The 13,457-nt window shown below is 68.0% G+C and carries 13 protein-coding genes; 8 read left to right on the top strand and 5 right to left on the bottom strand.

The window, feature by feature from the left end:
* The first annotated feature begins 93 nt into the window (after positions 1 to 93).
* From modA to AB4Z27_RS11565, 3 genes are read left to right on the top strand one after another with little or no spacing between them, the layout of a single operon-like run.
* Complete coding sequence (gene modA / locus AB4Z27_RS11575) at positions 94 to 852, top strand: molybdate ABC transporter substrate-binding protein (RefSeq protein ID WP_441644511.1); 759 nt, start codon at positions 94 to 96, stop codon at positions 850 to 852.
* Between the two features lie 27 nt (positions 853 to 879).
* Positions 880 to 1,596: a molybdate ABC transporter permease subunit gene (gene modB / locus AB4Z27_RS11570; protein ID WP_441591826.1), complete on the top strand. Its 717-nt coding sequence runs from the start codon at positions 880 to 882 to the stop codon at positions 1,594 to 1,596.
* 13 nt (positions 1,597 to 1,609) lie between these two features.
* Positions 1,610 to 2,335 (top strand): ATP-binding cassette domain-containing protein, encoded by a 726-nt coding sequence (locus tag AB4Z27_RS11565; RefSeq protein WP_441644510.1) that lies wholly within the window; start codon positions 1,610 to 1,612, stop codon positions 2,333 to 2,335.
* On the opposite strand, the gene AB4Z27_RS11560 is transcribed toward AB4Z27_RS11565, so the two are convergent.
* The 4 genes from AB4Z27_RS11560 to AB4Z27_RS11545 form a co-directional block, all read right to left on the bottom strand.
* The gene (locus AB4Z27_RS11560) at positions 2,336 to 3,142 is read right to left on the bottom strand and encodes a TOBE domain-containing protein (protein WP_441644509.1); all 807 of its coding nucleotides are present in this window, start codon (positions 3,140 to 3,142) and stop codon (positions 2,336 to 2,338) included.
* Positions 3,143 to 3,227: 85 nt separating this feature from the next.
* On the bottom strand, positions 3,228 to 3,470 hold the full coding sequence (locus tag AB4Z27_RS11555; protein ID WP_092298180.1) for an RNA-binding protein: 243 nt from the start codon (positions 3,468 to 3,470) through the stop codon (positions 3,228 to 3,230).
* A 39-nt stretch (positions 3,471 to 3,509) separates the two neighbouring features.
* Entirely contained in the window at positions 3,510 to 4,289 is a 780-nt protein-coding gene (fabI, locus tag AB4Z27_RS11550) for an enoyl-ACP reductase FabI (RefSeq protein ID WP_441644508.1), read from the bottom strand.
* 13 nt (positions 4,290 to 4,302) lie between these two features.
* Complete coding sequence (locus AB4Z27_RS11545) at positions 4,303 to 6,591, bottom strand: DUF3141 domain-containing protein (protein WP_441644507.1); 2,289 nt, start codon at positions 6,589 to 6,591, stop codon at positions 4,303 to 4,305.
* A 275-nt stretch (positions 6,592 to 6,866) separates the two neighbouring features.
* On the opposite strand from AB4Z27_RS11545, the gene AB4Z27_RS11540 reads away from it, so the two are divergent.
* Together AB4Z27_RS11540 and AB4Z27_RS11535 are read left to right on the top strand one after the other, a co-directional pair.
* On the top strand, positions 6,867 to 7,835 hold the full coding sequence (locus AB4Z27_RS11540) for a phosphate acetyltransferase (protein WP_092298171.1): 969 nt from the start codon (positions 6,867 to 6,869) through the stop codon (positions 7,833 to 7,835).
* Positions 7,836 to 7,875: 40 nt separating this feature from the next.
* Positions 7,876 to 9,099: an acetate/propionate family kinase gene (locus AB4Z27_RS11535; RefSeq protein ID WP_441644506.1), complete on the top strand. Its 1,224-nt coding sequence runs from the start codon at positions 7,876 to 7,878 to the stop codon at positions 9,097 to 9,099.
* Positions 9,100 to 9,117: 18 nt separating this feature from the next.
* On the opposite strand, the gene AB4Z27_RS11530 is transcribed toward AB4Z27_RS11535, so the two are convergent.
* The gene (locus AB4Z27_RS11530) at positions 9,118 to 9,879 is read right to left on the bottom strand and encodes a tyrosine-protein phosphatase (RefSeq protein WP_441644505.1); all 762 of its coding nucleotides are present in this window, start codon (positions 9,877 to 9,879) and stop codon (positions 9,118 to 9,120) included.
* A 290-nt stretch (positions 9,880 to 10,169) separates the two neighbouring features.
* Here AB4Z27_RS11530 and AB4Z27_RS11525 point away from each other — a divergent pair, with 290 nt between their 5' ends.
* The 3 genes from AB4Z27_RS11525 (at position 10,170) to AB4Z27_RS11515 (ending at position 13,058) form a co-directional block, all read left to right on the top strand.
* Complete coding sequence (locus tag AB4Z27_RS11525; protein ID WP_441644504.1) at positions 10,170 to 11,681, top strand: DASS family sodium-coupled anion symporter; 1,512 nt, start codon at positions 10,170 to 10,172, stop codon at positions 11,679 to 11,681.
* Positions 11,682 to 11,789: 108 nt separating this feature from the next.
* Complete coding sequence (locus tag AB4Z27_RS11520) at positions 11,790 to 12,485, top strand: transglycosylase domain-containing protein (RefSeq protein WP_441591815.1); 696 nt, start codon at positions 11,790 to 11,792, stop codon at positions 12,483 to 12,485.
* A gap of 102 nt (positions 12,486 to 12,587) precedes the next feature.
* Complete coding sequence (locus AB4Z27_RS11515) at positions 12,588 to 13,058, top strand: MgtC/SapB family protein (RefSeq protein WP_092298156.1); 471 nt, start codon at positions 12,588 to 12,590, stop codon at positions 13,056 to 13,058.
* Positions 13,059 to 13,457 lie beyond the last annotated feature (399 nt).

Genomic DNA, 13,457 nt, shown 5'->3' with positions numbered 1-13,457 from the left:
GGCTGAAGATGGCTATACGCCCGGCGGATTGACGCAGCGCTATATAGCAACTTATATTGCGCCTGTGACGTCCAGGCGACCTACCCCTCTCATATGACTCCCTTTCTCCGCCGCACCGTTTTCGCCGCCGCCCTGACCTTTGGCGCTGCGCCCTCCGCGTTTGCCGCCGACCTCGTGGTCTCGGCCGCCGCCAGCCTGACCAATGCGTTCAAGACGCTGGCCGAGCAGTATGAGAAGGTGCATCCCGACACCAAGGTCGTGCTGAACTTCGGCGCCTCGGACGTGTTGATGCAGCAGATCGTGCGCGGCGCGCCGGCGGACGTGTTCGCCTCCGCCGACCAGGACGCGATGAACAAGGCCGAGGCCGAGAAGGTGATCCAGCCGGACTCGCGCAAGGATTTCGCCGCCAACCAGGTGGTGCTGATCGTGCCGACCGACAGCAAGCTGGGCATTGGCGCACTGCGCGACCTGACCCGCGCGGACGTGAAGCGCGTGGCCTATGGCAACCCGTCGTCGGTGCCGGTGGGCCGCTATACCAAGGGCGCGCTGGAGGCCGAAAGCCTCTGGGAAGCCGTCTCCGCCAAGGGCGTGCCGGCGCAGAACGTGCGCCAGAGCCTGGACTACGTGGCGCGCGGCGAGGTCGACGCCGGCTTCGTGTTCGCCACCGACGCGGCCATCATGCCGGACAAGGTGAAGGTGGCCGTACGCGTGCCGAACCGCACGCCGGTGACCTACCCCATCGCCATCACCACGCAGACCAAGCAGCCGACGCAGGCTGCCAGCTTCGTGCAGTACGTGCTGKCGCCGGACGGYCAGGCCGTGCTGGCGAAGTACGGCTTCCAGAAGCCGTAAYCCCCTTTTCAGGATCYCCACATCGTCATGGATGGCATCTGGACCCCGCTCCTGCTCTCGCTCAAGGTGGCGGGATGGGCGACGCTGCTCAACGCCGTGCTGGGCGTGGCGGCGGCGTATGGCATCGCGCGCTGGCGCTCGTCGGCGCGGGATGTCGTCGATGCGATCCTGACCCTGCCGCTGGTGCTGCCGCCCACCGTGCTCGGCTACTACCTGCTGGTGCTGGTGGGCCGGCGCGGCGTGTTCGGCGCCTGGCTCGAATCGATCGGCATCACGCTGGTCTTCACGTGGCAGGGCGCGGTGCTGGCCTCCACGGTGGTGGCGTTCCCGCTGGTGCTGAAGTCCGCGCGGGCTGCCTTCGAGGGCGTGGATCACCAGCTTGAGAACGCCGCCCGGGTGCTGGGCGTGTCCGAGACCGGGATCTTCTTCCGGGTGACGCTGCCGCTGGCGCTGCGCGGCATCGTGGCCGGCGTGCTGCTGGCCTTCGCGCGCGCGCTGGGCGAGTTCGGCGCCACGCTGATGATCGCCGGCAACCTGCCGGGCCGCACCCAGACGCTGTCCGTGGCCATCTACGAGGCGGTGCAGGCTGGCGACGACAACACCGCCAACCTGCTGGTGTTGGTGACGTCGGTCACCTGCGTGGTGCTGCTGGTGATTGCCGGCCGGCTGGTGCCGCCGGCCGCGCGCGGCCTTGGCGATAGTTACGAGCGGCGCCGCTTCCGGCGCGGCCCGGCCACGCGCTGACGGTGAGATCGYCATGAGCATGCACGTCACCATCCGCAAGCGCATTGTCACGGCTGACCGCCAGTTCGCGCTCGACATCGACTTCGATTCCGACAGCCGGCGCATCGCCATGTTCGGCCCGTCCGGCGCCGGCAAGAGCCTGACGCTGCGCGCGATTGCCGGGCTGCTGGCGCCCGACAGCGGTCGCATCGTCCTGAACGGCCGCGTGYTGTTCGACAGCGAGACCGGCGTGGATGTGCGCCCGCAGGAGCGCCGCGTGGCCTACCTGTTCCAGGACTACGCGCTGTTCCCGCACCTGACCGTGGCGCAGAACATCGCCTTCGGGCTCCGCCAGGGCTGGCGCAACCCGGCGCGCCGCGCGCTGCCGCCCGAGGCTGCGCGCTGGGTGGATGCCTTCGGGCTGCGCGAGATCGTCAACCAGTATCCGATCCAGATTTCAGGGGGACAGAAGCAGCGCGTGGCGCTGGCACGCGCGCTGGTGGCGCAGCCGGAYATCGTCCTGCTGGACGAGCCGTTCTCGGCCCTGGACCCTGCGCTGCGCACGCGGATGCGCGCCGAGCTGCGCGCGCTGCAGGAGAGCCTGGACGTGCCGATGGTCGTCATCTCGCACGACCCGAAGGACGTGGAAATACTGGGCGACCATGTGCTGGAGATCCGCGACGGCCGCATCCACGGCGGCGGGCGCGGCAGGCAGCATCCGCCGGTCTACGCTCCGCAGCAGCCCGCGCACGCCATCTAGTCAGGCCATCGTCCCAAGGATCACGCTGGAGGCCTTGAAGATCGCCAGGGCGCGGACGCCCTCTTTCAGCCCCAGATCCGCCAGCGACCCATTGGTGATGATGGCCGCCACGGTGCCGCCGCCGTCGAGGTCCAGCACGATCTCGGCATTGACGGCGCCCGGCACCACGCGGGCCACCACGCCCGGCAACTGGTTGCGGGCGGACAGCCGCATGCCCGGATCGGGCAGCCCGATCAGCACCGACGACGCCTTGACCAGCGCGAACGCCTCGGCGCCGGGCGCCAGGCCCAGCGTCTCGACGCTCTCGTGGGTAATCGTCGACACTACCTGCTGGCCGCCCGAGAGCGTCAGCGTGACTTCGTCATTGACTGCGCCACTGCGCACGGCRGCCACGCGGCCGAACAGCTTGTTGCGGGCACTGGTCTGGATCATRAGGCGCCTCATCAGGTGGATGTCATCGGGATTGGCGTCGGAAATCGCCCCGCCCAGCTTGTCGAGATAGGCGACGAAGCGGGCGTGCTCGGTTTCCATCGCCCGGTAGGTGCGGATCAGCCGCTCGGCGCGTTCGGTCAGCCGCGTGCCGCCGCCGCCCTTGCCGCCCGCGGCGCGCGAGACCAGCGGCTCGCCGGCGCTGTTGTTCATGGCGTCGATGGCGTCCCACGCGGCCTTGTAGCTGATGCCCACCGCGCGCGCGGCGGCGGTGATCGAGCCACGCTCGCCAATGGCGGCCAGCAGCGCGATGCGGTCGCGTCCGCCCCAGTCCTGCGTGCCGGCGCGAAACCAGATGGCGCCTTGGAGTTCTAGCATGTGGAGGTGTACGGTTGCCGAGGTGCGGCTATGGTACTGCGAAGCGGTGCCCCCGGCGACCTCCCCGCCCTCCCCGCCATCCTCCTCAGCTCTGGTGCGCCGGGATGTACCAGCGCATCACGCTGCCGGCGAAGTATTGCTTGTCGAGCTGGCGCAGCAGGCGCCATGCGGTGAAGGGGTCCACCGCCAGGTCCACCCAGGCCCACGGGTGATTGGGATCGCCATCGCGCACCAGTTCCACCGAGTTCACGGGCGCGTAGCCCTTGAGCTTGTCCCGCAGCATGTCCTCGGTCACATCCCGATGCAGCCCACGGATCAGTACCTGCATTACAGCCTCTCCTGGTTACCAAAGTCTTGCGCCGCCGCGCTACGCCATGATGTGCACGCCACCGTCCACGTAGACCGTGTTGCCGGACAGCCGGCGCGCGTAGGGCGTCGCCAGGTAGGCCGTGGCGAAGCCCACGTCCATGATGTCGACCAGTTCGCCGAGCGGCGCGCGGCCGGCGGCCTCCGCGAGCAGCAGGTCGAAGTCCTTGAGCCCCGAAGCCGCGCGCGTCTTCAGCGGCCCYGGCGASATCGCRTGCACGCGGATGCCCTGCGGCCCCARCTCGTGCGCGAGGTAGCGGCAGCTGGCCTCGAGCGCGGCCTTCACCGGCCCCATCAGGTTGTAGTTCGGCACCACGCGGTTGGCGCCGTCGTAGCTCATCGCGAACAGCGTGCCGCCTTCGGTCATCAGCGGCACCGCGCGGCGCGCCATGCGGATGAACGAGTGGCACGAGACRTCCATGGCCCGGGCGAAGCCCTCGGCSGAMGAATTGAGCAGCCCGCCCTGGAGGTCCGCCTTCGGTGCGAAGGCCACCGAATGCACCACGGCGTCCAGCCGGCCCCAGTCCTCGGCGATGCGCGCGAACAGCGCAGTCATCTGCGTCTCGTCCTCCACGTTCAGCGGCATGAAGATTGGGGCGGCGACCTGCGCCGCCAGCGGCGCCACGTGCGGATGCGCCTTGTCGTTGAGGTAAGTCATGGCGATCTCGGCGCCCAGCTCGCGGAACGCGCGCGCGCAGCCCCAGGCGATCGAGTCTTCATTGGCCACGCCCACCACCAGCACACGGGCGCCGGCCAGCGGCGGATTGGGTACCTGCACCATGGCGCGGCCCTCCTCAGGTGGCRGAATCGGTGGCCGCACCGGCCTCGGCGTCGCGCGTGGCCGGGCTGCTGTGGTCCGCGCCGAGCACGGCGGCCACCTGGCGATAGCGCGCCAGCCAGTCGTCATCGAGCGGCCCGCCCACGGTCAGYACRCGATGCGCGAGCACCATCACGCGGCGGCGCTCCTTCATGTCCGGCACCAGCGCCGGCAGCGCCTGCAGCGCCGCRGCGGCATCGAGGCTCACCACATAGCTCTGGCGCCAGACCGCGTCCTTGAACTGCGCCAGCGTCACGCGCTTCTCCGGCGGGTTCTCGCGCGCGAGCTTGCGCAGCAGGTTGAACGGCCGCTCCTCGATGGCGGACTTSCCCTCCGTCACGTAGGCCAGGATGCGCGTGAAGGCGTCGAGCGCGGTGCCCTCGCCCACGTGCGCCAGCGCCTCGCGCTTGCGCAGTTCGGCCACCTCCGCGCGYAGCGCGTGGATGGCCGGCGACTCCGCGCGCCGCGCCGTGGTCTCCATGCCGAGCATCGCCGGCAGCCAAGGCGTGGCGTAGAGCGATTCGAACCACTGCTCCTGCCAGGCATCGCGCACGTCGCGGTACTGGTTCAGCATCGTGACGATCTGGTCGGACATCGCCGTCTGCATCGCCATGAACGGGTTGTCGGCCGAAACCGGCTGGCGATGCTCGCGCACCATCGGCGCCAGCGCGCCGACCCAGGCCATCAGCGGATTGGTGTCRCTGGCGAGCTTGCGCTCCATGCGCGAGGGATGGGTCTCGCGGATCGCCTCGGCCGTGACTTCGGTGGCGGCGGCGCGGACGAACGGCGACGCATAGGTGTCGTACAGATGCTGGTTGATCTCGGCCACGCGGCGCACCACCTCGAACGGGCGCTCGTCGTCTCGACCATCGTCGAGCGCGAGAATATCGTCGATGGTGCGGCGCTCGAAGCGGACCAGGTAGCGGCCCTCGATCAGGTCGCGGTGSGAGGTCCCCGGCGCCACGTCCTCGATCTTCGCTTCATAGAGACCGGGCGGCAGCACGTCGATCAGGTCGAGYGCGCAGAACAGCTCGGTGTGCTCGCGGTTGGCCACGCTGGCCGAGACGAAGATGCCGAGGTGGCCAATCGACGGATGCAGGCAGTAGACGATGGTCTGCTGGTTGGCCACGATCTCGTCCACGTTGGCGTAGAGATCGGGGATCCAGTTCAGCGCCTGCTGGGGCGGCGTGATGTTGTCGCCCCAGGACGCGAATACGATCACGGGCGAGCGCACGTTGCGCAGGTCGATCACGGTCTCGCCATCGGCGCTGTGGATCTCACCGGCGGTCAAGTGGTTGCCGACGAACAGGTTCTGGACGATCCAGTCGATCTCCTCGCGGTTCATCAGGAAGTGGCCGCCCCACCAGCGCTCGAACTCAAGGAAGCGCGGGCCTTCCGTATCGGCCTTGGCGTAGACGTTGTAGAGCTTTTCCCAGAGCGCGTTGGCCGGGTTGAGCTTCTCGAAGTTCTGCACCAGCCACGCGCCGTCGAAGCGGCCGTTACCCATGTCGGCGGCCAGCGAGGAGAGCCACGAGCCGCCGAGCAGGCCGCCGCTGTAGCGCATCGGATTCTTGCCGCGCACGCCGGCCCAGTACGCCACGGGCGCGCCGGCCAGCAGGATCGGGCCGGTCACGTCGGGCGCGGCGGCGGCCAGGATCAGCAGCGCCCAGCCGGCCTGGCAGTTGCCGACCACGAACGGCTTGCCCGGCGCGTTCGGATGGCGCTCGGCCACCGCTAGCAGGAAGGTGGCTTCGAGCCGCGCCACGTCCTCGATGGTCTGCCCCGGGCAGGGATCGCGGAAGAAGGTGATGAAGTAGCACGGATGGCCGCCACGGATGGCGTTGCCGATTTCACTGTCGGCCTTGAAGCCGCCGATGCCGGGGCCATGGCCCGCGCGCGGGTCCATCACCACGAAGGGGCGCTTGTCGGGATCGGTCGGATTGGCCTCCGGCGGGACGATGCGCAGCAGCGCGTAATTGACGGGCTTGGGCATCGTGCGCCCGTCCATCAGCAATTCATGTTCGAACACCAGCACGGGCGGCATGCCACCGCGCTCGTGCTCGGCCGTCTCGTTACCGCGCCGGCGCAGGATGTCGAGGAAGAGGATGCTGCGCTGCCAGGCGTCGACGCCATACTCCCAGGCGGCCTGGGCCAGGGGATGGGCAGCGTAAGCGGAGATTGCCGAGAGATCTGGGAACGGCGGAGGCGATGCGGATTCATCTTGCGCGGCAGCGGGACCGCTCCCGGCGGGTTGGCGTGCATTCATTCCGATTCTCCCCTCTGGGAAGGTGTGGAGGTGGTCAGACGGGTCGCAGCGGCGTACTAGGCGCCTGTTGCGATGCAGCAAGTAAAAATCTACCAGCCTCGGCGGACGAAGACAACCGATGGCGCAGATTCGTGCAATTTCCGCGCCGGATATGACGCTGGCGTGTCATCGTCGCCCGACCTATACTCGCAGATGCCGTTTGCGCAATGCAGCATCCTTGGCCCCCGGGGGATGCCTGCCCGACTCCAGAATATTGGTTCCAGGGAACGCTGCCCATGCTCACACCTACGTTGGACCCGTCCGCGTTGCCGCCGACCGGCGACAAGTACGCCATGCTGCTCGCGCGCTGCGCGGGCCTGCCGCCGATTCCCACCGCCGTGGCCCATCCGTGCGACTACAGTTCGCTCGATGGCGCGCTCGAGGCGGCTCGGCTCGGCCTGATCGTGCCGCTGCTGGTCGGCCCCGAAGTCCGCATCCGCCATGTCGCGGCGGAACACGGGCTGTCGCTGGAAGGCACCCGCATCCTCGACGTCCCGCACAGCCACGCCGCCGCCGCGCGTGCCGTGGAAGCGGTGCGTGCCGGTGAGGCCGAACTGCTGATGAAGGGCAGCCTGCACAGCGACGAGCTGATGCACGCGGTGGCCAGTTCGGCGAGCGGCCTGCGCACGGGCCGGCGYCTCTCGCACGTGTTTGCGATGGACGTGCCCACCTATCACAAGCCGCTGTTCATCACCGACGCGGCGGTCAACATYTTCCCCACGCTGAACGAGAAGGCCGACATCGTCCGCAACGCCATCGACCTGGTGCGCGTGCTCGGCATCGAGACGCCCAAGGTGGCGATCCTCTCCGCCGTGGAAACCGTCACCGACAAGATTCCGTCGACCATCGACGCGGCRGCGCTCTGCATGATGAGCCGGCGCGGCCAGATCGAAGGCGGCATCCTCGACGGCCCGCTGGCCTTCGACAACGCGATCAGCAAGGCCGCAGCGGACACCAAGGGCATCCACTCCGAGGTGGCCGGCGACCCCGACATCCTGCTCGTGCCCGACCTCGAGGCCGGCAACATGCTCGCCAAGCAGCTCACCTTCCTGGCCGGCGCCGAGGCCGCCGGCATCGTGCTGGGCGCACGGGTGCCGATCATCCTGACGAGCCGTGCCGACAGCGTGCGCGCGCGCATCGGCAGTTGCGCCATCGCCGTGTTGCTTGCGCATGCGCGCCGCACCGCCGCCGCCGTGCCCGCCTGAGCGCGATGCCAGCGCCAAGACAGTCGCCAGGAGAATCATCTTGAGTACCGTCCATCCCGTGATCCTCGTTGTCAACGCCGGGTCATCGAGCGTGAAGGTTTCCATCTACGTGGTGCCCGAGTCGGCGCATCACAATGTCGATATCCAGCCCGAACTGGCCGCGCACGGGCAGATCGAGGGCATCGGCGTGGCGCCGCGCCTGACCGCGCGCATGGCCGACGGCCGCGTCGTGGCCGATGAGCAGTTTCCCGTGGAGCAGGTGGCCGACCACGATGCCGCCTTCCGCCTGATTCGGCTGACGCTGAGCGTGGGCCTGCGCGATACGCCACCGGTGGCGGTCGGCCATCGCGTGGTGCATGGCGGCGCAGACTTCGCCGATGCGGTGGCGATCGACGACAACGTGATCGAGCGGCTGGAGGCCCTCGTCCCGCTCGCCCCGCTCCACCAGCCGCATAACCTGACCGCGATCCGTGCGGTGCGCGCCGCCGTGCCGGAGCTGCTGCAGGTGGCCTGCTTCGACACCGCCTTCCACGCCGGCCACGACCCGCTCGCGCAGTTGATGGCGCTGCCGTACGAGTACTACGAGCGCGGCATCCGCCGCTATGGCTTCCACGGGCTGTCTTATGCGTATATCGCGCGCCGGCTGCGGCAGGTGGCGCCGGACCTCGCCGAARGCCGTGTCATCGTGGCGCATCTTGGCAACGGCGCCAGCCTCTGCGCGATGCGSGAGGGCCGGAGTGTGGAATCGACAATGGGACTGACCGCGCTGGATGGCATGCCGATGGGCACGCGCTGCGGCAATATCGATCCGGGCGCGGTGCTGTGGCTCGCCGCGCAAGGCATGGAAGCCGATGCGATCCAGGCCATGCTGTACGGCCAGTCGGGGCTCAAGGGGATTTCCGGCATCAGCAGCGACATGCGCGTGCTGCTGGCCAGCAACGAGCCGCGCGCCGTACTGGCGGTGAACTTCTACGCCTATCGCGCCGCGCAGGAGATCGGCAAGCTGGCCGTCACGCTGGGCGGGCTCGATACGCTGGTGTTCACGGCAGGCATCGGTGCGAACTCCGCCGAGGTGCGTGCGCGCATCTGCGCCTACCTCGACGGGCTGTTCGGCATCCGCCTTGACGAGCAGGCCAATGYCGCCAACACCCAGCGCGTGAGCCGCGACGACAGCCGCGTGCCCGTGCTGGTGCTGCCGACCGACGAGGAAGGCATGATTGCGCTCTCCACCGCGCGCATCCTGCGCGARCGCGGCGGACTGTAGTAGCGGCGGCGGCCGGGCTCAGGCTTCGAGATAGTGGCCGCGCAGGCGGTCGATATCGACGCCAAGACCATCGGCCAGATAAGCCTCCAGGCCGCCGTGCGCCTGCTCGATGGCGGCGATCGACGCCTCCAGGTATTCCGGCCGCACCTCGAGCAACGGCATGATGACGTCGGGCGGCACGCCCAGCGCCTCGGTTCGCGCGAGGATCGCCTCGTTGAAGCGGCGGTTCCAGTGGTTGGACTCGAGGTAGTTGGCGACGATGTCGTCCCGCGCCACGCCAAGCGCGGACAGCAGCAGCAGCGACGCAAAGCCGGTGCGGTCCTTGCCGGCCGTGCAGTGGTAGTACAGCGTGCCGCCTGTCTCCGCATTGCGCAGGAAGCCGCCGAACGCGTCGCGATAGCGCACCGGGAAATCGCGGTAGACATCGACCATRAAGGCGTGGACCTGCGCCGGCGTGCTGTCACGCAGACGTGGCATCAGCACGTCCATCGCCATGCTGCCCTCCAGCACCGGCACGGGAATCCAGCGGAAGCGCTCACCGAAGGCGGCCTCCTGCGGGGACTTCTCGCCGGCCGAGCGAAAGTCGATGACCATGTCGAGGCCCAGCGCATGCAGGCGATCCAGGTCCGCCACGCTGGCCAGCGCCGGATTGCCGCTGCGAAAGAGCTTGCCGTGACGCACGCGGCGCCCATGCGCGCCGACGAGGCCACCGAGGTCACGTGCGTTGCTGATCGTCTCCAGCGGCAGGCACGGACGGATGTGTGTTGKGTGAGTCACCATGTCGGTGTCCGGTTAAGGGTGATCGAAGGGTTTTCAACATCGTCCCCAATTATTTCAGATCGAGGACACGCGGCGCCATCGGGAATCGCCCAATGTCCGCAATCCGTTGCGCCGCCGTGACGCACCGTGTGTCGCCCCCGATGCCTGATCTTGCAGAGGCTTGATCCTGGACAAATCGCGCTGACGCGGTGCCTTGGCATGGGCAGGCACGCTTCTCATAATGCGTGGGTCGACCGCGGCGACCCTGCGTGACGACCGCGTCGACAGGCTCATCCACTTAGGAAGTCAAGATGCCTGACTCGCATATCTCTGCTGCACCTGCCGCCGCCATGTCGGCGCCCGTCACCCCCAAGGTGACCCTCCACTGGGGCTTGTACCTCGCCCTCGCCGTGCTCGCCGCGGTACTCCTGATACCTACGCCCGAAGGGCTTCCCATCGCGGGGCAGCGCATGCTCGCCATCCTCGCCTTCGCCGTGGTCGTGTGGATCACCGAGGCGGTGACCTACGAGACCAGCGCGATCATGATCACCTCGCTGATGGCGGGCCTGATYGGCTTCGCGCCGACGGTGGCCGATTCCACGGTCAACTACGGCACCTCGCGCGCGCTGGGCATGGCGCTGGCCGGCTTCTCGAACACGGCGCTCGCGCTGGTGGCGGCCGCGCTGTTCATCTCGGCTGCGATGACCGTGACGGGACTCGACCGGCGCATCGCGCTGGTCACGCTCTCCGCCATCGGCACCAGCACGCGCCGCATCCTCATCGGCACCATCGCGGTCACGATCATCCTCAGCCTGGTCGTACCCAGCGCCACCGCGCGYAGCGCCTGCACGGTGCCGATCATGATGGGCGTGATTGCCGCGTTCGGCGTGGACAAGAAGTCCAATACCGCCGCCGGCATCATGATCATGGTGGCGATGGCCACCAGCGTGTGGAACGTCGGTATCCAGACCGCCGCCGCGCAGAACCTGCTGACCGCCGGCTTCATGGACAAGCTGCTCGGGGAGCGCGTGACCTGGCTGCAATGGCTGATCGCCGGCGCGCCGTGGGCGCTCRTCATGTCGGCGGTGCTCTATTTCCTCGTGCGCTGGCTGCTGCCGCCYGAAACCGATGCGATTGCCGGCGGCAAGGAAGCCGTGCAGCGCGAACTGGCCGCGCTCGGGYCGATGACCGGCCCGCAGAAACGTCTCGCCGCCGTCGCCATCGGCCTGCTGGTGTTCTGGGCGACCGAGGGCAAGCTGCACAGCTTCGACACCGCGACGATCACCTTCGTCGGCCTGGTGATCCTGATGCTGCCGCGCTTTGGCGTGATGGACTGGAAGACCATGCAGGCGCGCACGCCGTGGGGCACGCTGATCGTGTTCGGCGTCGGCATCAGCCTTGGCACCGCGCTGCTGACCACGCAGGCCGGCCAGTGGCTCGGCAAGTTCGTGGTCACGCATTCCGGCCTTGCCGACCATGGCGTGCTGATGGTCTTCGCGGTGCTGTCCGCGTTCCTGATCCTGATCCATCTGGGGTTCGCCAGCGCCACCGCGCTGACCGCCGCGCTGCTGCCCATCCTGATCTCTGTGCTCCAGACGCTGCCGGGCGACATCAACAAGGTCGGCATGACCATGCTGCTCGGCTTCACGGTCAGCTTCGGCTTCATCCTGCCGATCAACGCGCCGCAGAACATGGTCTGCCTCGGCACGGACACYTTCAACGGCCGACAGTTCGCCCGCGTGGGCATTCCGCTGACGATCATCGGCTATGGCCTGATGCTGCTGTTCGCGGCCACGTACTGGCGCTGGCTCGGCTGGGTCTGACCGCCGTCCCCGCCAACAAGACGCCCCCATCACGAAACCCGTGCTCGAATTAAGGCGGGCGATCGGCAATTTCCGAATCGTCATCGGACCCATGGCAAAATATGCGCCATGCAACGCCTCTGGTCCGCCTTCGTCAAACTCGTCCTGCTCGCCGTACTCGGCGGTGCGTTGCTCATCGCCTTCGCGGTACTGGTGGCCGACCGCCAGCTTCCGTCGCTCGACTCCCTGACCGCCTTCCGCAAGACGCCGGACTATGTCGAGCTACGCCAGTTCCCGCCGGCGCTGCGCGAGGCGGTGGTGGCCATCGAGGATGACCGMTTCTATCTCCATGACGGCGTGGACTACGTCGGCGTGATGCGGGCCGGCATCGCCAATCTCTCGGACGACCTCTCCCAAGGGGCGTCCACCATCACCATGCAGGTGGCGCGCAACTTCTTCCTGTCGCGCCAGAAGACCTACACGCGCAAGCTCTACGAAGTGCTGATGGCCTACCGAATCGAGCGCGCGCTGACCAAGGACGAGATCCTTGAGATCTATCTGAACAAGATCTACCTGGGCCAGGGCGCCTATGGCTTCGACGAGGCCGCCCAGACCTACTTCGCCAAGCCCGTSGCCCAGCTCACGCTGGCCGAATGCGCGATGCTGGCCGGCCTGCCCAAGGCGCCATCGGCCAACAATCCCGTGGTCAACCCGCGCCGGGCGCGCCAGCGSCAGACCTATATCCTGCTGCGGATGATGGAACTCGGCCGGATCTCGCGCGCCCAATACGACGCCGCGCTGCTCGAGCCGCTGCGCCTGCGCTGAATTTGGGCTGACCTCGGCACTTCCGCTGTCAGCCGGCGCCCGACTGCGCGCGCAGCGCCCTGCATGCTAGCCTCCCCGCAAGACGATCACGGAGAGCCTGCCATGGATGGGATCTGGGGAGAGGTCTACAGCACGCTGCGTTCGGAATTYGCCGATATCCCCGATGTCGCGGAACTGACCCGCATTCTCACGCGGCTCACGCTCGCGATCGTGCTGGGCGGGCTGATCGGGTTCGAGCGGGAAGCGGCCGGCAAGGCCGCCGGCTTGCGCACGCACATGCTCGTGGCGCTGGGATCGGCGCTGTTCGTGCTCGTGCCGCTGATGGCGGGCATGGAGGTCGCGGACATGAGCCGSGTGCTTCAGGGCGTGGCGTCCGGCATCGGCTTCCTGGGCGCGGGCGCCATCATCAAGCTCAACAGCGAGGAAAACATCCAGGGCCTGACTACGGCCGCCAGCATCTGGACCGTGGCCGCCATCGGCGTGGCTTGCGGCCTCGGCCGCGAAAGCACGGCCGTGGTCGGCACGCTGTTCGGGCTCGTGATCCTGCAGGTGCTCTATCGGCTCAAGAAGTAGCACGATGATCTTTCGCGCCCGCTAGCATGCACGGCGGGCTAGAGATATAGAAGAACCCTGAATCTGCATGGCGATTGAGCCTTGATCAAACGCCCCTGAGTTACCCCAGCCAAAGCATTTCCACCCCCTGAGAATCCGTTTATCGTGCGGCGCGCAAGGCACGCGTCGCACGACGCGTTGTCCTTGCAGCAGGCTTTATCAGGCTGACAACGGAGCGCAAAGGCATGGCGGATCTTGGGGAAGAACTGAAGGCTTACGGCGGCGCGCTGGACGAGGGGCTGACCGGGCGTCAGGCCTATTTCCTGGCGGTGCCCGGCGCGGCAAGCGCGGCGGGGCTGTCCGTGGTCTCCTTCAAGGCCGTGGAACGCCTGGGCGAGCCCTACGCCGTCACCATCCAGG

It is taken from the genome of Cupriavidus sp. KB_39 (assembly GCF_052114485.1).
Taxonomy (GTDB): Bacteria; Pseudomonadota; Gammaproteobacteria; order Burkholderiales; family Burkholderiaceae; genus Cupriavidus.
The sequence above is the reverse complement of the archived record's forward strand: the minus strand, read 5'-3'. Positions and strand labels throughout refer to the sequence as shown.

Excerpts from the sequence above, each read along its gene's own strand:
- modB (WP_441591826.1), top strand. The coding sequence starts at position 880 with ATGGATGGCATCTGGACCCCGCTCCTGCTCTCGCTCAAGGTGGCGGGA.
- AB4Z27_RS11555 (WP_092298180.1), bottom strand. The coding sequence starts at position 3,470 with ATGCAGGTACTGATCCGTGGGCTGCATCGGGATGTGACCGAGGACATG.